Source organism: Citrobacter sp. (assembly GCF_050252275.1).
Classification (GTDB): Bacteria; Pseudomonadota; Gammaproteobacteria; order Enterobacterales; family Enterobacteriaceae; genus Citrobacter_A; species Citrobacter_A amalonaticus.
This window is the reverse complement of the sequence record NZ_JBFWLF010000036.1, coordinates 1-22,772: the sequence shown is the minus strand read 5'-3', so window position 1 is coordinate 22,772 and position 22,772 is coordinate 1. Positions and strand designations below refer to the sequence as shown.

Genomic DNA, 22,772 nt, shown 5'->3' with positions numbered 1-22,772 from the left:
GAAAGGGATGCTGAAAGCGGTGCGCACGCACGAGCCGCTGACGCTGATTGATAAGCTGATTTGCGGTGCTTACATCGAAGCGCGCTCCTGTGAACGCTTTGCCGCGCTGGCTCCGTTTCTCGATGACGATCTGCAAAAGTTCTATCTGTCGCTGCTGCGATCCGAAGCGCGCCACTATCAGGACTATCTGGCGCTGGCGCAACAGGTTTCGCAGGAAGATATTTCTCCCCGCGTCCGCTATTTTGGCGACGTGGAAGCGGCGCTGATCGTCTCGCCGGACAACGAGTTTCGCTTTCACAGCGGTGTCCCCGTCGCCTCTTAATTTCGGTAGTTCTGCCCGCCGCAAGGTGACATCCCGACGTGGGCAGTGAAAAATGTCTCTTTTTCAGGGCAAGGAATACCAATACCGATGAACTGGACACATGTACTTCTCGCAGGCTACGTCGGCGCGGTCATCGCCGCGGTGATAGGGCTCATGCGTAAAAAAGGCTGGGTGGGGAAGGCTTCTGGCGCGGTGCTGATGGTTGTGGCGATCGTCGCGTGGAACCTGTTTGACGTGCACTACCTGATCCCGCGAGAAAAAGCGGCGTCCGGTCAGACAGAAGAGCAGCAGTTTGATGCCGCGCTACTGCAAATGCCGACGTTTCAGGTACTGAAGGAACAGGAGCCGGCCTTTTGGGTCCATCTTCGCACCCAGGCGCTGCAGCTGAAAAATGAAGGCAAAACCGAACAACAAATAATCGATACCATTCAACCGCAGGTGCTGCAAATTCAGATGTCGCGTTTACAGCAGGCGCCGGACAGTAATGTCATTGACTATATGAAGATCAATCTCGAACAGACTGCGGCGGTGCAGAAAAAAGGCGACGATGAGTGTTTCCGCTTTCTCTTCCCGCAGGTCAAAGGCGGCATTAACCCGACGCGTCTGATCTCACCGGATATTCTGAAACGGCGTATGGAAGGCGATGCGGCGATGATGCGAGCGGCATACGGTCCTAATAAACACACGGTAACCGACACCGAGAAGCAGCAGGCCATGCAGGATCTGCAAAGCGTTGTACCAGTACTGGTGCAGCGCTACGGGCAGGATGTACAGCTTATGGCTGAGCCGGAGAAGGGGATCGGGAAAGAAAAGGTCGTCTGCAATCTGGTGCAGGATATGTGGACGGAAGTGCTGAAATTGCCAGCCGCGCAGGCCGCTGGCGTGATTCGACTTTCGGTATCGCCTGAGATGCAATAGTCGGTATTACAGGGGTTTGAGCATCCGCACTTCGCAATCGACGTGCCCGGTGCAGCCCAGCGGTTCGCTGATATGCTCAAACCCTAAATGTTCGTACAGGCCAATCGCCTCGCGTAAAAAGGCGGTCGTTTCCAGATAGCAATGTTTAAATCCCAGCGCGCGGGCGTGATCCATCGCCATCAGCGCCAGCTTTTTCGCCATGCCTTGCCCGCGAGCCACGGGCAAAAAGTACATTTTTTGCAGTTCGCAAATATCGGGTTCGCTACAGGTTAACGGCGCAATTCCGCCGCCCCCCACCACTTCGCCATTACGCTCCACCACCCAATATGCATGTCCTGGTTGCGAGTAGAGCTGATACAGCTCATCAAGATTTGGATCGGCAACGGTATAGCCTTTATCAGCGGTAAGGCCATATTCGGCGGAAACCTGACGGATAACGGCAGCGATGACCTGGTTATCCCTGGCCGTCAGGCGACGTAACGTGAGCGCGTCAAAAACATTCATTTTACTACCCGGTTAAACAATACTAATAATTTGAACTAATAGCATCCCCGGCCAGGTGATGCAAGCACCTTATAACATAGCGGGTGGATGTTATTTATGCAGATAATAAGGTAATATCTCTATTGGCTGGTATTTCTATTGCCTGCTAATAATGTGTATTTTTAAGGATGATTAACGACAGGGATTTATTATGCAGGAATATCTTATAAAAGAAGAGGCGCCATCACACGCTTTTGAATTTCGTGGCGATGGCGGAAGTTATTTTCTTATTTGTCTGGTCAATTCGTTGCTGGTACTGGTGACATTAGGAATTTACCTGCCGTGGGCATTAATGAAATGCCGTCGCTATATTTATTCCAATATGACCTTAAATGGACAGCCGTTTAGCTGGAAGGTGACAGGTGGCGATGTGTTCCTGAGCTGGTTTATGCTGCTGGTGATTTATATTGCAGGCATGACATTGATAAGCATGGAATATTTTGTCATTGGCGCGGCCTTACTGGCAGCACTGATCTTAGCAATACCTGTCCTGGTGATGAAAAATCTGCAATATCAGGCAGTGAAGACCTCGTTAAATAGTATCCGTTTTGGTTTTCGTTTCTCTGCGCTTAAGGCATTCTGGAATATTCTGTGTCTGCCCATGCTGTTGCTTATGGCGCTGGGGGTGGTGATATTTTGCCTGCTACAGGTGTGTCCAACAGAAAGCCCGGGAGAAGTGATTTTCACGGTAATCGTGCTGGGGCTGACGGGCCTTGCCGGCGTGGGAATGGTCAGCGGGGTGACGTACAGTCGGTTGATGAGGATGGTGGGGGATGGCGGCCGCTTTGGTGTCCACGCATTCTCTGTGCAGATAAATGTCTGGCATTGTATTAAATCCGCGATTCTGGCCATGGCAGCGCTGCTGCCTTTTCTCGCCGTGGTCGGTTTTATCGCGATTGCGCTGTTTAAATCGATATACGAACTCGATGTGACGGGGATGGCGGAAGAGGAAATTGAAGCGTTAATCCTCCTCGAATATCAACGGCAGATTGTGATAAGCCAGATTATCTATTATCTGGGCATTGCCATTTCAATGAGTTATTTGATTGTGGCGTTTCGTAATCACTTTCTGAATAACCTGCAACTCGCCGACGGACACATTCGTTTTCGTTCCACGCTGACTTTCCATGGCATGGTTTATCGCCTGGGGGGGTTATATGTGATTTCTGCTATCACTGGTGGGCTGGCGTATCCACTGCTGCGCATGTGGCTGATTACCTGGCTGGCGAAAAATACGTACGTGGTGGGCGATCTCGATACGTTACCACTTGCTGACAGCGATGAGCGCGTGGATAACGGTCTGGTATCGCGACTCTCACGCGGCGTGATGCCGACGCTCAATTTTATGTAGTAATAAAAAAGGCCGGAGATTGCTCCGGCCTTTTTACATTATCGCTTTCCGCGATTACAGCGCGGCGATAACCGTCTGCTGCTCAATCAGTTTCGCTTTCGCCTCGGCATAACCTTCCAGCTTCTCACGCTCTTTGGCGATCACCGCTTCCGGCGCACGCGCCACAAAGCCTTCGTTAGCGAGTTTGTTTTCGATACGGCTAATTTCGCCTTCGATTTTCGCCACTTCTTTCGCCAGACGCGCCAGTTCATCGTCTTTATTGATGAGACCCGCCATCGGGATCAGCAGTTCGGCACCGTCGATGATTTTAGTCACGGAGACCGGACCCTTATCATCAGCAGGCAGTACGGTGATGCTTTCCAGACGCGCCAGGTTCAGCAGGAAGCTACGGTTGTCGTTTACGCGACGCATCGCGTCATCGCTGCAACCTCGCAGCAGCAGCTCAAGCGGTTTGCCCGGCGCAATGTTCATTTCCGCACGGATGTTACGTACGGCAACGATCGCCTGCTTCAGCCATTCGGTGTCCGCGAGTGCGGCTTCATCAACCTGTGCGGCGTTATATTCCGGGAACGGCTGCAGCATGATGGTGTCAGCGGTAATGCCGGCAATCAATTTCACACGCTGCCAGATGGTTTCGGTGATGAACGGGATGATCGGGTGCGCCAGGCGCAGCAGACCTTCCAGCACGGTCACCAGCGTATGGCGGGTGCCACGCAGTTCAGCTTCCGTTCCGCCAGTCATGACCGGTTTGGTCAGCTCCAGGTACCAGTCACAGAACTGGTTCCAGGTAAACTCATACAGAATGCCCGCGGCGATATCGAAGCGGAAGTTATCCAGTGCTTCACGGTACGCTTTGGTGGTCTGGTTGAATTCCGCGAGGATCCAGCGGTCCGCCAGCGACAGAGTCATCTCGCCGCCGTTGAATCCGCAATCCTGTTCTTCGGTGTTCATCAGCACAAAACGGCTGGCGTTCCACAGCTTGTTACAGAAGTTACGATAACCTTCCAGACGCTTCATGTCCCAGTTGATGTCGCGACCGGTCGAAGCCAGCGCGGCGAGGGTGAAACGCAGGGCATCGGTACCGTGCGGCTCGATACCTTCCGGGAACTGTTTTTCGGTACGTTTGGCAATTTTTTCAGCCAGTTGTGGCTGCATCATGTTGCCGGTACGTTTTTCCAGCAGCTCCGGTAACGAAATACCGTCGACCATATCCAGCGGGTCAATTACGTTACCCTTGGACTTGGACATCTTCTGGCCTTCGTCGTCGCGGATCAGACCGGTCATGTAGACGGTTTTGAACGGAACCTGCGGCTTGCCATTTTCATCTTTGATGAAGTGCATGGTCATCATGATCATGCGGGCAATCCAGAAGAAGATGATGTCGAAGCCGGAAACCATCACGCTTGTCGGGTGGAACTGACGCAGCGCGTCGGTGTTTTCCGGCCAGCCGAGGGTGGAGAAGGTCCACAGCGCGGAGGAGAACCAGGTATCCAGCACGTCGTCGTCCTGACGCAGGGCTACGTCTGCGCTCAGGTTGTTTTCCTTACGCACTTCGTCTTCGTTGCGACCCACATAGACGTTACCGTCGTTGTCGTACCATGCCGGAATACGGTGACCCCACCACAGCTGACGGGAGATACACCAGTCCTGAATATCGCGCATCCAGGAGAAATACATGTTTTCGTACTGCTTCGGCACGAACTGAATGTCGCCGTTCTCAACGGCTTCTACCGCCGGTTTTGCCAGCACATCGGCACGGACGTACCACTGGTCGGTCAGCATCGGTTCGATGACCACGCCGCCACGGTCGCCGTAAGGGACGGTCAGGTCGTGCGGTTTAATTTCTTCCAGCAGGCCCTGCGCGTCGATCGCCGCAACCACCGCTTTACGTGCGGCAAAGCGCTCCAGTTTCTGGAATTCCGCCGGAATTTCGTTGGAGTAGACGTCGGACTCATTGCCTTTGGTGTCGTACACTTCCGCCGTTTCGCGGATATCTCCATCAAAGGTGAAGATGTTGATCATTGGCAGGGCATGACGACGACCGACTTCGTAGTCGTTAAAGTCGTGCGCCGGGGTGATTTTCACGCAGCCGGTGCCTTTTTCCATGTCGGCGTGTTCATCACCGACGATCGGAATGCGGCGGTTCACCAGCGGCAACACCACGAATTTGCCAATCAGATCTTTATAACGCGGATCTTCCGGGTTAACGGCTACGCCGGTATCGCCCAGCAGGGTTTCCGGACGAGTGGTCGCCACCACCAGGTAATCTTTGCCGTCAGCCGTTTTTGCGCCATCTGCCAGCGGGTAGCGGATGTGCCACATCGAGCCTTTAGACTCGCGGTTTTCCACTTCCAGATCGGAAATGGCGGTGCGCAGTTTTGGATCCCAGTTCACCAGGCGTTTGCCACGGTAAATTAGATCTTCTTTGTACAGGCGGACAAAGACTTCTTTCACGGCATTGGAAAGACCTTCGTCCATGGTGAAGCGCTCGCGCTCCCAGTCCACGGAGTTGCCGAGACGACGCATCTGACGGGTGATGGTGCCGCCGGATTCCGCTTTCCACTGCCAGATTTTATCGATAAAGGCATCGCGACCGTAGTCGTGGCGGGTTTTTCCTTCTTCAGCGGCAATTTTACGCTCAACCACCATCTGGGTCGCGATACCGGCGTGATCGGTCCCGACCTGCCACAGGGTATTTTTCCCCTGCATGCGCTGATAGCGGATCAGCGTATCCATGATGGTTTGCTGGAAAGCATGACCCATATGCAAACTGCCGGTGACGTTCGGCGGCGGGATCATGATGCAGAAGGACTCTTTGCTTTCATCGCCGTTAGGCTTGAAATAGCCCTGCTTTTCCCAGTGCTCGTAAAGCGGCTGTTCGATATCTTGGGGGTTGTATGTCTTTTCCATTATTTCCAGGTTGCCGTATTCAGGTTAAAACCAGCCACGCGGTAGGCTTTGTAGCGTTCGCGTGCCGATTGTTTCAGAGAATCTTCGTAAGGGACGAAGTCTATCACTTCTGTGAAAGCGGTGGCAAAATCTGCAAAGCCAACGCGCAGGCTGATGAGCAGATCGCGCGGACTGCTGTTGCGTTTTTCCGGCCAGGCGATTTCTACCGGCGCACCGCCGCGCGGCCCTTCACCGGCCAGATTGTGCGGGACGAAACGGTCAGCCGGTCTGGCCCATAGCGCCTCATCCAGGCGAATCGCCTGTTTTTCGTCTTCGCAGGCAATCAACACGCGTTTGCCGCTGCGCCAACGTTCTGCGGCAATCTCACACACCAGTTGCTCGACGGCGCTAAGGCCATCGTGTTGTGTGTCGTTGTCCAGAAGATAGAACGTTGCGTTTCTCATGATATGGGGCTTCTTGTGGTGGATTTAAATGCGTTGTCTTCTTGCACACCGTAGGCCGGATAAGCGCAGCGCTTATCCGGCCTACGGGGCAATTTCAAACTTACTCTTCGCCAGAAAAACCGGCACGATTGAGCAGGAACTGCGACAACAGCGCCACCGGACGACCGGTTGCGCCTTTGGCTTTCCCGGAACGCCATGCGGTACCGGCGATGTCGAGGTGTGCCCAGTTGTACTTGCGGGTAAAGCGCGACAGGAAACAGCCTGCGGTGATTGCGCCGCCTGGACGGCCGCCGATATTCGCCATATCCGCGAAGTTGGATTCCAGCTGTTCCTGATACTCATCACCCAGCGGTAGACGCCATGCGCGGTCGCCCGCTTGTTCGGACGCGCCAATCAGCTCGTGCGCCAGCGGGTTATGGTTCGACATCAGACCGGTAATGTGGTGGCCCAGCGCAATCACACAGGCGCCCGTCAGGGTCGCCACGTCGATAACCGCTTCTGGCTCGAAACGCTCAACGTAGGTTAAGACGTCGCAGAGTACCAGACGGCCTTCGGCATCGGTGTTCAGCACTTCAACCGTCTGACCGGACATGGTCGTCAGCACGTCGCCCGGACGATAGGCGCGACCACCAGGCATGTTTTCACAGCCTGCCAGCACGCCGATGACGTTGATTGGCAACTGAAGCTCCGCCACCATGCGCATAACGCCATACACTGCCGCCGCACCGCACATGTCGTACTTCATCTCGTCCATGCCTTCAGCTGGCTTGATGGAGATACCGCCGGAGTCAAAGGTGAGCCCTTTACCGACTAACACAATCGGACGCACGTCTTCGGACGGACTGCCTTTGTACTCAATCACTGACATCAGCGATTCATTCTGCGAACCGTGACCGACGGCGAGGTAAGCGTGCATTCCCAGCTCTTTCATCTGCTGTTCGCCGATGACGCGGGTGACCACATTCTTGCTGTAGCTGTCAGCTAACTGGCGCGCCTGAGAGGCTAAATAGGCGGCGTTACAGATGTTCGGCGGCATGTTGCCGAGATCTTTCGCGGCCTTAATGCCGGCAGCAATGGCCAGACCGTGCTGAATCGCACGCTCGCCGCTGGTCAGCTCACGGCGGGTCGGCACATTGAAGACCATTTTACGCAGCGGGCGGCGCGGCTCGCTTTTGGTGGTTTTCAGTTGATCGAAGCTGTACAGCGTCTCTTTGGCCGTCTCGACAGCCTGACGCACTTTCCAGTAGTTGTTGCGGCCTTTGACGTGCAGTTCGGTCAGGAAGCAGACGGCTTCCATTGAGCCGGTATCATTCAGAGTGTTGATGGTTTTCTGAATCACCTGCTTATACTGACGTTCATCCAGCTCGCGTTCTTTGCCACAACCGATGAGGAGGATACGCTCGGACAGTACGTTGGGGACATGGTGTAACAACAGGGTCTGACCCGGTTTGCCTTCCAGTTCGCCACGACGCAACAGGGCACTGATGTACCCGTCGCTGATTTTATCGAGCTGTTCTGCAACCGGAGAAAGGCGGCGTGGTTCAAAGACGCCCACGACGATGCAGGCACTCCGCTGTTTCTCCGGGCTACCGCTTTTTACACTAAACTCCATGCACTACGCTCCTGAATCTTAAAGACAACGGCGGCGCCTGCGGTTAGAATTGCAAGCTTTCGTAACTCATATCCGCAGTTGCGGTGACTTCGTGTTAATCTTAACGTTATTACGGCATTGGCACATCAGAACGCGTTCTGAGTGGCGAATCCGCTGAGTATAATAATTTTAGCGACGATTTCGACGACTCAAGAGAATAAATGACGTTTAAGCCATGAAACAAGCTAAATTCCTGCAAAAGACGAGTTTTTACGGGCGTATTTAAAGTGATAATCATAAGATATCTGGTGCGGGAGACGCTCAAAAGCCAGCTTGCCATCCTCTTCATCCTGCTTTTGATCTTCTTTTGTCAAAAGTTAGTGAGGATCCTCGGCGCAGCGGTTGACGGTGACATTCCGGCAAATCTGGTGCTCTCGCTGCTGGGCCTCGGCGTGCCTGAAATGGCGCAGCTTATCCTGCCGCTCAGCCTGTTCCTCGGACTGTTGATGACGCTGGGTAAACTGTATACCGAAAGTGAAATTACGGTGATGCACGCCTGCGGTCTGAGCAAGGCCGTGCTGGTGAAAGCCGCCATGATCCTGGCGTTGTTCACCGGGATCATCGCCGCCGTTAACGTCATGTGGGCGGGGCCGTGGTCGTCAAAACATCAGGATGAAGTGCTGGCCGAAGCGAAAGCCAACCCCGGTATGGCCGCACTGGCGCAGGGGCAGTTCCAGCAGGCCACCAATGGCAGCTCGGTACTGTTTATTGAAAGCGTTGACGGTAGCGATTTCAAGGATGTGTTCCTCGCACAAATTCGCCCGAAAGGTAACGCCCGTCCTTCTGTGGTGGTCGCCGATTCCGGACATCTGTCGCAGATGCGCGACGGTTCGCAGGTGGTCACGCTGAACAAAGGCACCCGCTTTGAAGGCACCGCACTGCTGCGTGATTTCCGTATTACCGACTTCCAGGACTATCAGGCGATTATCGGTCACCAGGCGGTGGCGCTGGATCCGAACGACACCGACCAGATGGACATGCGCACGCTGTGGTCCACTGATACCGATCGCGCCCGTGCGGAACTGCACTGGCGTATCACGTTGGTATTCACCGTATTTATGATGGCGCTGATGGTCGTCCCACTGAGCGTGGTCAACCCGCGTCAGGGCCGCGTGCTGTCGATGCTGCCCGCGATGCTGCTCTATTTGATGTTCTTCCTGATCCAGACCTCCCTGAAATCCAACGGCGGGAAAGGCAAGCTGGACCCGGTTATCGGGATGTGGGTGGTCAACCTGCTGTATCTGGCGCTGGCGGTGGGTCTTAACCTGTGGGATACAGTGCCGGTGCGCCGTCTGCGCGCCCGTTTTTCGCGTAAAGGAGCGGTGTGATGCAGCCATTTGGTGTCCTTGACCGCTATATCGGTAAAACCATTTTCACCACCATCATGATGACGTTATTCATGCTGGTGTCGCTTTCCGGCATCATCAAGTTCGTCGACCAGCTGAAAAAAGCCGGGCAGGGGAGCTACGACGCGTTGGGCGCGGGGATGTACACCCTGCTCAGCGTGCCGAAAGATGTGCAGATTTTCTTCCCGATGGCGGCGTTGCTTGGTGCGCTATTGGGACTCGGGATGCTGGCGCAGCGCAGCGAGCTGGTCGTGATGCAGGCGTCGGGTTTTACCCGTATGCAGGTTGCGCTCTCGGTGATGAAAACCGCGATCCCACTGGTGCTGCTGACCATGGCCATCGGCGAGTGGGTTGCGCCGCAGGGCGAGCAGATGGCGCGTAATTACCGGGCGCAGGCGATGTACGGCGGTTCGCTGCTTTCCACCCAGCAGGGGCTGTGGGCGAAAGACGGCAATAACTTTGTTTACATCGAACGGGTGAAAGGTGACGAAGAGTTAGGCGGCATCAGCATTTATGGCTTCAACGATCAGCGTCGTCTGCAATCCGTGCGCTATGCTGCGTCGGCGAAGTTTGACCCGGAACAGAAGGTCTGGCGTCTGTCGCAGGTGGATGAGTCGAATCTGACCGATCCGAAGCAGATCACCGGTTCGCAAATGGTGAGCAGTACCTGGAAAACCAACCTCACGCCGGACAAACTGGGCGTGGTGGCGCTGGACCCGGATGCGCTCTCTATCAGCGGTCTGCACAACTATGTGAAATACCTGAAGTCAAGCGGCCAGGAGGCCGGGCGCTACCAACTCAATATGTGGAGCAAAGTCTTCCAGCCGCTGTCCGTTGCGGTGATGATGCTGATGGCGCTGTCGTTCATCTTTGGTCCGCTGCGTAGCGTGCCAATGGGCGTGCGGGTGGTGACGGGGATAAGCTTTGGTTTTGTTTTCTACGTGCTGGACCAGATCTTTGGCCCGCTGACGCTGGTGTACGGTATTCCGCCGATTATCGGCGCCCTGCTGCCGAGCGCCTCGTTCTTCTTGATCAGTCTCTGGCTGATGATGCGTAAGTCATAATCGTTCGCCGCCATCCGGCAACGTAAAGCGCAGTGCCTGATGGCGCTGCGCTTATCCTCAGTACTAGCGTTTTCTGCCGCCCATCAGGCTGCCTAACATCCCGCGAATGAGCTGATTGGTGACCTGACGCGCTGCGCTTTTTGCCACGCTCTGCACTACGCCATCGCGCTTGCCACCGCGCGGTCCGGTACTGCCGAAGAGAATATCCTTCAGCCCGCCGAGGATCCCGTCGTCAACCGCCACCTCTTTGCCTTTCGCCGTCGGGTTACTTTGCGCTTCGGTCGTCGCCTGGACACTTTTTTGCAGCATTTCAAACGCGGATTCACGATCCAGGTCGTCTTCATATTTGCCATAAACCGGAGAGTGGTTGATAAGCCCGTTGCGCTCATCATCCGTCACCGGCCCCATCCGTGAGCACGGAGCGATCACCATCGCCCGCTCGACGACCGATGGACTGCCTTTGGCATCGAGGAATGAAACCAGTGCTTCACCGGTGCCCAGTTCCTGAATCGCTTTCTCTGTATCAAACGCCGGATTGGCGCGCATGGTTTGTGCGGCGGTTTTCACCGCCTTCTGATCTTTCGGCGTGAAGGCTCGCAGGGCATGCTGAACGCGGTTGCCCAACTGACCGAGGACGTTATCCGGAATATCCGCCGGGCTTTGCGAAACAAACCAGACGCCAACCCCTTTCGAGCGGATCAAACGGATCACCTGTTCAATTTTATCCAATAGCACCTGCGGGGCGTCGTTGAACAGCAGATGCGCTTCGTCGAAAAAGAAGACCAGCTTCGGTTTTTCCAGATCGCCGGCTTCCGGCAGTTGCTCGTAAAGCTCGGAGAGCATCCACAGCAGGCTGGCTGCGTAGAGTTTTGGCATCTGGTAGAGCTTCTCGGCGCTGAGAATATTGATGATCCCTTTGCCACTGGCATCGGTCCGCATCCAGTCTTTGATGTCGAGCATCGGCTCGCCAAAGAAGTGCGTTGCACCTTGCTGTTCAAGCGTCAGCAGCCCACGCTGGATCGCTCCGACCGAGGCGCTGCTGATGTTGCCATACTGATTCTGGAAGGATTTGGCGTTATCGCCGATGTATTGCGTGATGGCCCGCAGATCTTTGAAATCCAGCAGCAACAGACCCTGGTCATCGGCAATACGGAAGATAATGTTCAGCACGCCGGACTGCACCTCGTTGAGGTTCAGCAGACGCGCCAGCAGCAGCGGCCCGAGGTCTGAGACCGTGGCGCGAACCGGATGACCTTTTTCGCCGAAGATGTCCCACAGTACCACCGGATTACTGTGCGGTTGCCAGTCGGTAATGCCGATATTTTTCAGTCTGGTGAGTAGTTTTTCGGAAGCCTGGCCTTCGGCAGCGACGCCCGTTAAGTCACCTTTTACATCGGCCATAAAAACCGGTACGCCAATTTCCGACAGCGACTCGGCCAGTTTCTGTAGCGTGACGGTTTTCCCGGTCCCGGTCGCCCCGGTAATCAGCCCGTGGCGGTTCGCCATCCCGGGGAGTAAAAACAGTTCAGTGTCTGGCGTGCGGGCAATCAGCAGGGGTGAGTTCATGAGATTTCCTCCATTTATCCTGCGTCGAGTATAGGCAATGTGAGTGCAAGAGAATATGCGCCGGGGAGAGAAAATCACTTATAGCGTATTGCCGTGGTAAATCTGGTATCCCAAATCGATCGTATTGTGGTTGTGGTCGTTGTTCTTGATTTTGCTCAGCAACATCTGCGCCGCCATGCGGCCAATGTCAAAGCGGGGGGTGATGACGCTGGCAAGACTTGGGATCATCTGTCGGCCCATCTCCAGACCGTGGAAACCGGCAATGGAGACCTGTTCCGGCACGGACAGGTCGCGTTCCCGGCAGAACAGCAGCGCGCCCATCGCAATATCATCATTGGTGCAAAACACACCGTCTAAATCCGGGTGGGCAATCAGCGCGTCGCGCATCAGCTGCATGCCCAGACGAATCGACGAGATCGCCTTCGGGTTCACGCGCAGCGGCGTCAGGCCTCGCCGCGTCATCGCATCGCAGTAACCGCGAAAACGCTGTTCATCACGGATATCGTCTTTCGAGCCGAGATAAAGAATTTTGCGCCGCTGGCGTTTATCCAGCATGGTGCTGACCATATCAAATGCCGCCTGGCGGTTATCAAACCCGACTTCCATATCCAGCCGATCGCCCTGAATATCCATTAGCTCGATAATGGGAATGGCCGCCGAGCGCAGGAATTTCACCGTACGCAGGGTGTGATACTTCTCGGAAAGAATGATGCCGTCGATATTGTAGGAGAGCAGATTGATCACCGACTCTTCTTCCGACTCACGATCGTAGTTGTAGTTGGCAATCAGCGTCTGGTAGTTATGGTCGGACGTCACCGATTCGATACCGGCAAGAATGTCGGCGAAGAGCTGGTTCTGAAAGGAGGGAATGAGCACGCCAAGCGTGTAGCTTTGCGCGTTCAACAACATGGCTGGCGCACGGTTCGGGATGTAGTTGATCTCCTCCATGATCTGCGCGATACGCTCGCCAGTTTCCTTTGCGACCTTTTTCGGTGAGCGGATATAGCGGCTCACCGTCATTTTGGTCACGCCCGCGAGCGTGGCGATGTCCTGCAAAGAAATTCTGTGGTTCCTCATCTTCTCTCCGGTACCGGGGAGCGGCGGCGACATCGCCCCCCGGTGGTTAATCACGCCTTAATGCAGAACCGCATTCAGTGCCAGCACGCCCAGCAGTCCCATGATTGAAATCAGCGTTTCCATCACGGTCCACGTCCGCAGCGTTTCACCGACGCTGAGGTTAAAGTAGCCCTTGAACAGCCAGAATCCCGGATCGTTTACGTGCGAAGCGATTACGCTACCGGCCCCGGTCGCCAACACCATCAACGCCGGATCGGCATGGGTGACGTTAATGATCGGCAATACCACGCCAGCGGTCGTGATCGCGGCGACGGTCGCCGATCCCAGTGCAATACGCAGTAACGCGGCCACTGTCCAGCACATCAGCAGCGGCGACAACGAGGTGCCGGTCATCAGGTGCGAGATATACTGACCTACGCCGCTGTCCACCAGAACCTGTTTAAACGCGCCGCCACCGGCGATGATAAACACAATCATGGCGATGGCACCGATAGAGTCACCGACGATATCCATGATCTGTTCAATCGTCCTGCCATTGCGTCGGCCGAGAGTGAAAATCGCCAGCACGATGGCGATAAACAGCGCGACGGCAGGGTTCCCGATAAACTCAAAGAATACCCGTACCGAGTTGGTTTTGGGCAGTGTAATTTCGCACACGGCGGCAACGGCCATCAGTATGACGGGGATCACCGCCGCAAAGATACTGTTCCAGAAGGACGGCATCTCCTCTTCGGTGAACAGGTGCGGGTTAAACAACCCTTCCGGCGGCGCTTTTTCAAAGCGGGTCAGCAGTTTTGAAAACAGTGGGCCTGCGACAATCACCGTAGGAATGGTGATAATAAACCCGTACAGCAACGTGGTGCCGAGGCTGGCTTCAAAAATCGTCGCAATGGCTGTCGGTCCCGGATGCGGTGGCAGGAAGCAGTGGGTGACCGAAAGGGCAGCGACCATCGGCACGCCGACATACAGCAGCGGCAAACCGGATGAGGCCACCACCGTAAATACCAACGGCAGCAGCAGTACAAAGCCGACTTCGAAGAACATCGCCAGCCCAACGACCAGTCCGGTGACGACCAGCGCCCACTGCACGCGTTTTTTACCAAACGTTCCGATCAGGGTGGTCGCGATGCGTTGCGCGGCCCCCGTATCAGAAATCAATTTTCCCAACATTGCGCCAAAACCGAGGATCATCGCCAGCCCGCCGAGCGTGCCGCCGATCCCGTTTTGAATGGAATGTAAAACGGCCTGTGCGTCCATCCCTTCGGCGAATCCCACGACGGCTGCGACCAGGACCAGGGCGATGAAGCCATTGACTTTAAAGCCAATCATCAGGACCAGAAGCAGCGCGACGCCTGCCGCAATTATGATTAATGGCATAATCTTATCTCTTATGTGTGCCAAAAAGGCAGCGCTGGCGCGCTGCGTAGGGTTGTTCAGTGGTTACACTGCGACCAGCATGCCGCCGTCGACGAACAGCAGGTGTCCGTTGACGAAGTCCGAGGCTTTGGAGGAGAGGAATACCGCCGCGCCAATCAGCTCCTGCGGATCGCCCCAGCGGGCGGCAGGGGTACGTTTGCATAACCATGAGGTGAAGGCTTCATCTTCCACCAGCGCTTTGGTCATTTCCGTTTTGAAGTACCCCGGTGCGATGCCGTTAACCTGGATGTTATGGCGCGCCAGTTCAACGCACATACCGCGAGTCAGCATCTTCACCGCACCTTTCGAGGCGGCGTACGGGGTGATGGTGTCGCGACCCAGTTCACTTTGCATTGAGCAGATGTTGATCACTTTCCCGGCCTGGCGCTCCACCATTCGGCGGGTTACCGCCTGGGAGACGAGGAACACGGCGGTCTGGTTAACGGCGATCACGTCGTTCCATTCCTGCTCAGGGAATTCGGTAAATGGGTGGCGGCGCTGGATCCCGGCGTTATTGACCAGCACATCAATCGGGCCAATATCTTTTTCGATATGATCAATTGCGGCGTCTATATCCTGTTTTTGCGTCACGTTTAAAGGAGCGGCTACGGCGCGGTTCCCTTCTTGCTGTAGCTTTGCGACGGCAGCCTCAGCCCGTTCTGACGTAATATCGTTAACGATAATCTGCGCGCCATACTTGCCAAGACCCGTTGCCAGCAAATAACCGATCCCCTGGGCGGAGCCGGTGATCAGAATATTTTTACCTGCCAGTGAAAAAAGATCGTTCATGATGTTATTCCTTATTTTTCATTCTCAAAGACGAGCTGAACTTTCGCCGCCTGGGTTTTGTCGCTGGCGAAAATCAGCGCCTGTTCCAGGTCGGTAAACGGATATTCCGCACTCAGTAGCGGCAGCGGATCGATAACGTTATGTGCCAGCCAGGAGACTGCGGTGTTAAATTCGGTGGTAAAGCGGAACGAGCCTTTCAGGGCGATCTCTTTGCCGATCAGCATCATCATCGGGAAGTCCGGAACGGCACCACCCATACCCACCTGCACCATCACCCCTTTTGCGCGGGTGACTTCCAGACAGGTGGTAATGGAGGAGGGATGACCGGAGACCTCGAAACTGATATCGAAATAGCCCTTCTCCGTTTTCCACTGGTCGAGCGCGTCATGCTGGGGATTAACCAGCGTATCCGCGCCCATTTGTTGAGCCAGCGATAGCGAACGGGGGCTGACATCGGCACAGACCACTTCCGCTGCACCCAGTGTTTTCACCGCGCTGACGATCAGGCAACCGATGGGGCCGACGCCGGAGATAAATACTTTTTTGCCCTGGAGATCGCCAGCCTCATGCGCAGCATGGATGGCTACGGCCAGCGGTTCAGCAAAGGCCATGACCTTTTCGTCCGCCTGTTCCGGGTAAGGAATACACTGGGCGGTATCGATCGTTTTAAACTGGGTAAAGCCGCCGTCGACGTGCGGAAAATACATCGCACTGCCAAAAAAGCGCATTTCAGTGCACTGATTTTCTTCATGCTGAAGACAGTATTTACAATGACCGCATGGCTTAGACGGATTAATGGCAATCGACTGCCCTTCGCGTAATGTTTCTGAATCGCTATGGACCACTTTACCAATAACTTCATGGCCTAAAATCATCGGTGCTTTGACGGTAAAATTACCGACTTTACCTTCCTGATAATAATGTAAGTCGGAACCGCAAATTCCTCCGCGGGTTATTTTTACGAGCGTGCCTTTATTATTCCATTCGATATTCTGTTGTGTTACAGCAACAGAGCGCTTACCCGCGACAACGCAGGATTGAGTTTTCACTTCCATAAATGCCTCACTGGGTCAGGTCTTCATCTCCGGTGCATTTAAGCGGTTTTAATTGTCCTTATTTGTGATGAAGGTCACACTGGAAAATTGTTACACTACAATGTTAAGCATAACGTGATGCGCTTTATAATTCTCATCTATGGAAACAAAAAAGCGTGAAATTGCCGATTGTGCGGGCGTAATATCGCGCCATGAAATATGACGCAGAGGGTTTTACATGGCCGGGGAAAGCTATATTTTGATGGGCGTTTCAGGAAGTGGTAAATCGTTAATTGGTAGTAAGGTGGCAGCATTATTATCGGCGAAGTTTATTGATGGTGACGATCTCCATCCTGCCAAAAACATTGATAAAATGTCCCAGGGAATACCATTAACCGACGAAGACAGACTGCCATGGCTAGAACGCTTAAATGATGCATCTTATAGTCTGTATAAAAAGAATGAGACTGGGTTTATTGTGTGCTCATCATTAAAAAAGCAGTATCGCGATTTTTTACGTAAGGGCAGTCCTAACGTGCATTTTCTCTGGCTGGATGGCGACTACGATATTATCCTGGAACGGATGCAGCGTCGGGCAGGGCATTTTATGCCGGTCGGTTTACTGAAAAGTCAGTTTGAGGCGCTGGAGTGTCCGTTGGCGGAGGAAGCCGATATTGCGCGTATCGACATTAATCATGACATTGAGAATGTGACGGCGCAGTGCCAACAGGCGGTTCTGGCGTTTCGCCAGGCACGAGAGCGACTCAGCACCTCACTCTGAGTTGAGAGGCGCTGAGTCAGACTGTCAGAAATCGGCTTTCAGCACCACACGGTAGCGGGCTTTACCGTCGCGCACATGCTGGATTGCCTCGTTGATTTTCGACATCGGGAACAGTTCGGTGGTTGGCGAGACTTTGCTGCGTCCGGCAAACTTCATCAGCTTACGCAGTTCATACGGTGTACCAGTCGCCGAACCGGAGACGCTGCGATCGCCGGCAATCAGCGTGAAGGCAGGGACCGGCAGCGGCTTCAGTACCGCGCCGACGGTATGGAAGTTGCCGCCGTAAGCCAGCGCTTCGAAGTAGGGTTGCCAGTCGAGATCGACATTGACGGTGTTGATAATGAGATCGAACTGGCCTGCCAGCGCCGTTAATGCCTGCGGATCGCGGCTGTTCACCACTTTATCGGCACCCATCGCCAGCACTTCTTTCTCTTTCGCCGGGTTAGAGCTGAACGCGGTGACTTCACATCCCATTGCATGCAACAGCTTGATAGCGATATGTCCCAGTCCGCCAATACCGATCACCCCAACGCGGCTGGTGGCAGTGACGTGGTGCATCAGCAGCGGTTTAAACACCGTGATACCGCCGCACAGCAGCGGACCGGCGGATTCAATATCGATGCATTCTGGAAGCGGGATCACCCACTGCCAGTCTGCGCGCAGCTTCTCGGCAAAGCCGCCACGATTAAGAATGGTGGGCACCGCTCCTTCCAGGCAGTTGATCTGATTACCGCTGATACAAGCATCGCAGTGACCACAGCTGCGCGCCGTCCAGCCAATCCCCACGCGCTGGCCGATCTTCAGGCTTTTCCCCTGCGCCGCGCTACCGAGGGCGGCCACGCGACCAATCACCTCATGTCCGGCAACCAGTGGATACTGAGAGAATCCCCACTCGTTGTCGATCATCGACAAATCGGAATGGCAGATACCGCAGTAATCGACCTGCACCTCGACATCCTCCGGCTTGAGTTCGCCTGCATCGTATTCAAAGAGTTCGAGTTCGCTACCCGCCTCTTTTGCGGCATAGCTTTTAATCATCGACATCGTGTTTCCCTCAGTGTGGTGTTGAACAGAAAAGTGTAGAGCATGGGAAACGGCGTCGCTTTGCAGAAGGGGGGATTAAGAAGAGCGCGGGATGGATGTATGCTGATTTTTTCGACACTTAACGGAGAAGACACACGCTAGCGCTTGCATGGTTGCGTGCTACAGGTATAATCCACAACGTTTTCCGCATACCTCTTCAGTGCCGAAGTGGCGAAATCGGTAGACGCAGTTGATTCAAAATCAACCGTAGAAATACGTGCCGGTTCGAGTCCGGCCTTCGGCACCAAAAGTATGCAAATGGACCTCAACTGAGGTCTTTTTTTATGCCTGAAATCCGCGCCACACAAGGCTTTTCCAGCTTTTCTCCTCAACTGAAGTCAACCTGACTCAACCCACATCAACAGGCTTGTGAGTATACTAATGAGTATATTTGCCGATTCGATATTGCTTGTATACTCACGATATACCAATGGAAGGAAGACCATTATGGCCCTAACGGATACTAAAGTTCGCTCTGCGAAACCTGAGGAGAAAGAGTATTCACTTGTTGACGGCGACGGCATGTCCTTACTTGTAAAACCTGGCGGTTCAAAGTATTGGCGATTTCGTTTCCGTTTTGGCGGTAAACAACATTTGATGGCGTTCGGCGTTTACCCGGATGTTTCGCTGGCAGATGCCAGGAAGAAAAGGGAAGAGGCCAGAAAGCTGGTAGCTGCTGGTATCGATCCTCGTGAGCATAAACGTGCTGTGAAAGAAGAGCAGGCGAAAGAGATTATTACTTTCGAGAAGGTTGCCAGAGAGTGGCTCACTACCAATCAGAAGTGGTCAGAAGATCATGCTAATCGCGTAAAAAAGAGCCTGGAGGACAATATCTTCCCGGCAATTGGTACTCGCAATATTGCTGAACTGGGTACCCGCGATCTGTTAACTCCTATTAAAGCCGTAGAGACATCTGGACGTCTTGAGGTGGCTTCCCGCCTTCAACAGCGCACGACGGCTATCATGCGTTATGCAGTGCAAAGCGGGCTGATTGATTACAACCCAGCTCAGGAGATGGCGGGGGCGGTTGCTTCCAGTAATCGACAGCATCGTCCGGCGCTGGAGTTAAAGCGCATCCCTGAGTTACTTGAGAAAATAGACGGCTATACCGGCAGGCCGCTAACCCGCTGGGCAACGGAACTCACTCTGCTTATCTTTATTCGCTCCAGTGAGCTACGTTTTGCTCGCTGGTCAGAGATCGATTTTGAAACGTCAATGTGGACCATCCCGCCCGAGCGAGAACCTATTCCCGGCGTGAAACATTCTCAGCGAGGATCAAAGATGCGTACACCTCATCTGGTGCCGCTTTCAAAGCAGGCGCTGGCGATCCTGAAGCAGATAAAACAGTTCTGTGGCGAACATGAGCTGATTTTTATTGGCGATCATGATCCGCGTAAGCCCATGAGCGAGAACACGGTAAACAGTGCGCTACGGGTGATGGGTTATGACACTAAGGTTGAAGTTTGCGGCCACGGCTTCCGTACAATGGCCTGTAGTTCGTTAATTGAGTCAGGGCTATGGTCGAAGGATGCGGTGGAAAGGCAGATGAGCCATATGGAACGCAATTCGGTGAGGGCAGCGTATATCCATAAAGCGGAACATCTGGATGAGCGCAAGCTGATGTTGCAGTGGTGGGCTGATTTTCTGGATGCCAATCGGGAGAGAGCGATTACGCCGTTTGACTATGCGAAAATCAATCGGGGTAATGGCGAGTGAGTTGAACGCCGTTATTCCTCGGCTGATGTTTAAATTTAAAAGACCAACCAGCCCGCTTAGGACTGGTTGGTCGCTGTATTTTTTACCGTTGTTATCAGAATTCTATCTGCCAAGTACAGAACTGCCAGAGAAAAAGGATGTCTGCAATAATGCCTTGAATGTACATATAGTTGCGAGCATCATCGCAAATATGTGCTCATGGATTCTCCAACACAATGATCTCTGACAAAACCCTGAAGCAAGCGATATCAAATATCACCATTTGGCGCAAAGGCGAACAGCGTGCGCCACATAAGCCATTATTGCTGCTGCATGTCCTTTCACGCTATCGGCAGGGTCATGAGCGCCTGTTTAACTATGGTTCTGAAATCTACGAGCCCTTGTTGGATCTTCTGGAACGTTATGGACCGCAGCGCCGTGACCAGCGCCCGGACATGCCGTTCTGGCGTCTGAAGGGCGATGGCTTCTGGGAACTACAAAACGCGGAACTGTGCTCAACCAATGGTAGCCGCCAGCCGCCCCGACGTGAACTCATCGAATATAATGTTGCGGGTGGATTTGATGCCGATAGTTTTGCGTTGGTGGCCAAGAATCATAGGTTAATTGATACGCTGGCGCAGCAGCTTCTGGAGGCACATTTCCCGGCCAGTATTCAGGAAGACATCGCTGATGAGATGGGGTTTGATATTCGCACCTCTCTCCGTCAACGCGATCCGAAGTTTCGTCAGATGGTGCTACGTGCTTACAATTATCAGTGCGCGATCTGCGGCTTCAACATGCGCCACGACAATACGCCAATTGCCCTGGAAGCTGCCCATATCAGATGGAAGCAGAACCATGGCCCTTGTGAAGTACCTAATGGCCTGGCATTGTGCGCCATCCATCATAAAGCGTTTGATCGTGGTTCGATTGGTTTGGATGAAAATATGCGTGTGATAGTTTCCAATGCGGTAAATGGTGGTGGGGTGGTACAGCGGCTGTTCTGGGATTTTGCGGGAAAGGCGATTGCGTTGCCGCCGGTTAAAGAAAATTATCCGGGCGAGCAGTTTATGGAATGGCACAGGAAAGAGGTGTTCAGAGGAGAGCATTGATCTGGGGTAGGGCAGTTATTTTGCGTGTGGTATACAAACTATTCAGCCGTATTAGCTCAGATTTTACCTGATACATCTATTGCATAGAGCCAAATCTAATCTGACAGGCAGTTCTGTGTCAGAAGCGGCCATTACTAGTCTATCCTGCAATAATTCTTTGGGGGCAGGTCAGGTACACCCTCATACATGCACAAATTTTTGAGCCGCTAAGTCTTATTTTGCTGATGACCTTATGGATAGAGGATGTAATGACACCGTTAACCTGAGATGAGCTCTAGTATTGGACAAGACGAAGTTGCGAGCGGTGATTATTCTGTATATCTTGGATATTTCTCATTGAGATCTTAGGACCATACGCAGGATGTCTTCGGATATTATTCAATACCTGAAAACTAAATGGAAAATCGTTACCCCATCATTAGCCCTTATAGTTGCCGTTGGTGCAGGGCTTATCACTCTCAAGGACGCAAAGGAAGTGATCTGGTCTTGGTTCTCATCTGAAGAGAATATGTCGGTTATACAGGCACGGTTACAACCCTTCCGCATTAATCCAGACATCAAAGAAGGACAAGACGAGGTGTTCCTGATGATGGAGATCAGGAATTACGATACATCACCTCTGATGATTGTCTCTGCTGATGTTGACGGTAGCGGTAATAAGCTTGTTACCAAGGGCAAAGCAGGCTGGCAGTCTCGTTGTACCTTCAGCTCTGATGCGAACCGAAACGAACCTCTGACTGTTAGACCAGGACAAACCGTATGGGTAATGGTAGGGAATGCCGTACTCCTGAAGGGACTGAATGACCTGATGAATGGTCTTGATTTGAAAAGCCTACATAACTTCGAACCTGATGCCGGTGTTGGAATCTACGAGGTTGGTTTTGTAGATATCCTGAATGAAGCTTTGGAGAAGAAATACGGGAAGAATGCGGAGATTGTGGTTAGCCTTTATACAGGGCCGGATAAGAACAAGCACACCTTCTCTTTCCCCCTGAATCAAGGCAAAGATTTCTTTTCCAAGGATGGGAGTCTCCAACACGATTGGCTCTTGGCGAAATGGATCAAACCGGGCTACAAAACCTATCTCCAGTTAAGCAAGGACTGCGAATCAAAGTTGTGATGGAGATATAAGAGCCCTCTTTTTCAAAAGGTTAAAATGAGGTCCCTATATCTGATTACCGAACCTTAGTTAATAGGAAGTCGTTTTTGTTGGCCGAAACTTATAAGGCTTATTTAATTTTCCTATGCTTGTAAATTGCCTACCCCACGAATTAAGTGCTGCATCTACGGAGAGAGCAAGTGGAACTGAATGATTTAAAAAAACGACTTCAACAGCATCTGGGTGATGGCCTAGTTCTAATCGTTGGTTCAGGGTTATCTTGCGCAGAAGGAGTTCCTGGGATGGGAAAACTCGGGGACCATCTGATCGCCCATGTCGCAGACAATCTTTCCCCTGATGACCTGAAACTCTGGGATGAGATCCACCCCGCGATCGGAACTGATGGTTTAGAAGCAGCATTGCTCAAACGAGCCCCGACACCAGCCCTTGAAGCAATCATTGTCAAATCTACTGGGGAATACATAGCAGCAGCCGAAGCAACTATTATTTCTGAGGTGTTTAAAAACGAGAAAACACTTCGGCTTACAATGTTACTTCCTCATTTATTAAAA

General features: G+C 53.3%; 20 protein-coding genes, 1 tRNA gene and 1 pseudogene. 12 read left to right on the top strand and 10 right to left on the bottom strand.

The window, feature by feature from the left end:
- Together miaE and AB7E14_RS05080 are read left to right on the top strand one after the other, a co-directional pair.
- A partial coding sequence (gene miaE, locus AB7E14_RS05085; protein WP_428169379.1) for a tRNA isopentenyl-2-thiomethyl-A-37 hydroxylase MiaE occupies positions 1-322 on the top strand: 322 nt, incomplete at its 5' end.
- An 87-nt stretch (positions 323-409) separates the two neighbouring features.
- Positions 410-1,240 carry a topoisomerase II gene (locus AB7E14_RS05080; protein ID WP_316962106.1) on the top strand — a complete coding sequence of 277 codons (831 nt, stop codon included), beginning with the start codon at positions 410-412 and terminating at the stop codon, positions 1,238-1,240.
- A gap of 6 nt (positions 1,241-1,246) precedes the next feature.
- Here the strand turns inward: AB7E14_RS05080 and AB7E14_RS05075 are convergent, their stop codons facing one another.
- Positions 1,247-1,744 carry a GNAT family N-acetyltransferase gene (locus AB7E14_RS05075; RefSeq protein ID WP_044253259.1) on the bottom strand — a complete coding sequence of 166 codons (498 nt, stop codon included), beginning with the start codon at positions 1,742-1,744 and terminating at the stop codon, positions 1,247-1,249.
- Between the two features lie 190 nt (positions 1,745-1,934).
- Between AB7E14_RS05075 and AB7E14_RS05070 the strand changes: the two genes are divergently transcribed.
- Positions 1,935-3,134, top strand: coding sequence for a YjgN family protein (locus AB7E14_RS05070; RefSeq protein WP_200119444.1), 1,200 nt, complete (start codon positions 1,935-1,937; stop codon positions 3,132-3,134).
- A 54-nt stretch (positions 3,135-3,188) separates the two neighbouring features.
- Here the strand turns inward: AB7E14_RS05070 and AB7E14_RS05065 are convergent, their stop codons facing one another.
- The 3 genes from AB7E14_RS05065 to pepA all read right to left on the bottom strand — a co-directional run bounded on the left by AB7E14_RS05065 (position 3,189) and on the right by pepA (position 8,099).
- A complete protein-coding gene (locus AB7E14_RS05065) occupies positions 3,189-6,044 on the bottom strand; it encodes a valine--tRNA ligase (protein WP_316962105.1) in 2,856 nt (951 codons plus the stop codon).
- Entirely contained in the window at positions 6,044-6,487 is a 444-nt protein-coding gene (gene holC, locus AB7E14_RS05060; RefSeq protein ID WP_042999255.1) for a DNA polymerase III subunit chi, read from the bottom strand. The genes AB7E14_RS05065 and holC overlap by 1 nt, the downstream gene beginning before the upstream one ends.
- Before the next feature lie 100 nt (positions 6,488-6,587).
- Complete coding sequence (gene pepA, locus AB7E14_RS05055; RefSeq protein WP_044253264.1) at positions 6,588-8,099, bottom strand: leucyl aminopeptidase; 1,512 nt, start codon at positions 8,097-8,099, stop codon at positions 6,588-6,590.
- Positions 8,100-8,252: 153 nt separating this feature from the next.
- Here pepA and ytgA point away from each other — a divergent pair, with 153 nt between their 5' ends.
- The 3 genes from ytgA to lptG all read left to right on the top strand — a co-directional run bounded on the left by ytgA (position 8,253) and on the right by lptG (position 10,548).
- Positions 8,253-8,303, top strand: a complete 51-nt coding sequence (ytgA, locus tag AB7E14_RS05050) for a protein YtgA (protein ID WP_211180521.1) — start codon at positions 8,253-8,255, stop codon at positions 8,301-8,303.
- A 62-nt stretch (positions 8,304-8,365) separates the two neighbouring features.
- Positions 8,366-9,466, top strand: coding sequence for an LPS export ABC transporter permease LptF (lptF, locus tag AB7E14_RS05045; RefSeq protein ID WP_428169378.1), 1,101 nt, complete (start codon positions 8,366-8,368; stop codon positions 9,464-9,466).
- On the top strand, positions 9,466-10,548 hold the full coding sequence (gene lptG / locus AB7E14_RS05040) for an LPS export ABC transporter permease LptG (RefSeq protein ID WP_044327132.1): 1,083 nt from the start codon (positions 9,466-9,468) through the stop codon (positions 10,546-10,548). The genes lptF and lptG overlap by 1 nt, the downstream gene beginning before the upstream one ends.
- A gap of 63 nt (positions 10,549-10,611) precedes the next feature.
- Here lptG and AB7E14_RS05035 read toward each other — a convergent pair whose 3' ends face one another.
- The 5 genes from AB7E14_RS05035 to idnD all read right to left on the bottom strand — a co-directional run bounded on the left by AB7E14_RS05035 (position 10,612) and on the right by idnD (position 16,451).
- Positions 10,612-12,114, bottom strand: coding sequence for a helicase HerA-like C-terminal domain-containing protein (locus tag AB7E14_RS05035; RefSeq protein WP_316962104.1), 1,503 nt, complete (start codon positions 12,112-12,114; stop codon positions 10,612-10,614).
- Between the two features lie 78 nt (positions 12,115-12,192).
- Positions 12,193-13,191: a DNA-binding transcriptional regulator IdnR gene (gene idnR / locus AB7E14_RS05030; RefSeq protein ID WP_042999260.1), complete on the bottom strand. Its 999-nt coding sequence runs from the start codon at positions 13,189-13,191 to the stop codon at positions 12,193-12,195.
- Positions 13,192-13,248: 57 nt separating this feature from the next.
- Positions 13,249-14,568: a gnt-II system L-idonate transporter gene (idnT, locus tag AB7E14_RS05025; protein ID WP_042999261.1), complete on the bottom strand. Its 1,320-nt coding sequence runs from the start codon at positions 14,566-14,568 to the stop codon at positions 13,249-13,251.
- 63 nt (positions 14,569-14,631) lie between these two features.
- Positions 14,632-15,396, bottom strand: coding sequence for a gluconate 5-dehydrogenase (idnO, locus tag AB7E14_RS05020; RefSeq protein WP_428169377.1), 765 nt, complete (start codon positions 15,394-15,396; stop codon positions 14,632-14,634).
- A gap of 11 nt (positions 15,397-15,407) precedes the next feature.
- Entirely contained in the window at positions 15,408-16,451 is a 1,044-nt protein-coding gene (gene idnD / locus AB7E14_RS05015; protein ID WP_316962102.1) for an L-idonate 5-dehydrogenase, read from the bottom strand.
- Positions 16,452-16,668: 217 nt separating this feature from the next.
- Here idnD and idnK point away from each other — a divergent pair, with 217 nt between their 5' ends.
- On the top strand, positions 16,669-17,211 hold the full coding sequence (gene idnK, locus AB7E14_RS05010) for a gluconokinase (protein ID WP_042999264.1): 543 nt from the start codon (positions 16,669-16,671) through the stop codon (positions 17,209-17,211).
- Positions 17,212-17,235: 24 nt separating this feature from the next.
- Here the strand turns inward: idnK and ahr are convergent, their stop codons facing one another.
- Positions 17,236-18,255 carry an NADPH-dependent aldehyde reductase Ahr gene (ahr, locus tag AB7E14_RS05005; protein ID WP_428169376.1) on the bottom strand — a complete coding sequence of 340 codons (1,020 nt, stop codon included), beginning with the start codon at positions 18,253-18,255 and terminating at the stop codon, positions 17,236-17,238.
- Positions 18,256-18,456: 201 nt separating this feature from the next.
- On the opposite strand from ahr, the gene AB7E14_RS05000 reads away from it, so the two are divergent.
- The 5 genes and pseudogenes from AB7E14_RS05000 to AB7E14_RS04980 form a co-directional block, all read left to right on the top strand.
- Positions 18,457-18,541: transfer RNA gene (locus AB7E14_RS05000), tRNA-Leu, on the top strand.
- A gap of 200 nt (positions 18,542-18,741) precedes the next feature.
- Complete coding sequence (locus tag AB7E14_RS04995; RefSeq protein ID WP_428169375.1) at positions 18,742-20,010, top strand: tyrosine-type recombinase/integrase; 1,269 nt, start codon at positions 18,742-18,744, stop codon at positions 20,008-20,010.
- 215 nt (positions 20,011-20,225) lie between these two features.
- Positions 20,226-21,101, top strand: a complete 876-nt coding sequence (locus tag AB7E14_RS04990) for a phosphorothioated DNA-binding restriction endonuclease (RefSeq protein ID WP_428169374.1) — start codon at positions 20,226-20,228, stop codon at positions 21,099-21,101.
- 361 nt (positions 21,102-21,462) lie between these two features.
- Complete coding sequence (locus tag AB7E14_RS04985) at positions 21,463-22,221, top strand: hypothetical protein (protein ID WP_428169373.1); 759 nt, start codon at positions 21,463-21,465, stop codon at positions 22,219-22,221.
- Positions 22,222-22,400: 179 nt separating this feature from the next.
- Positions 22,401-22,772: pseudogene (locus tag AB7E14_RS04980) on the top strand (hypothetical protein); the annotation flags it as partial.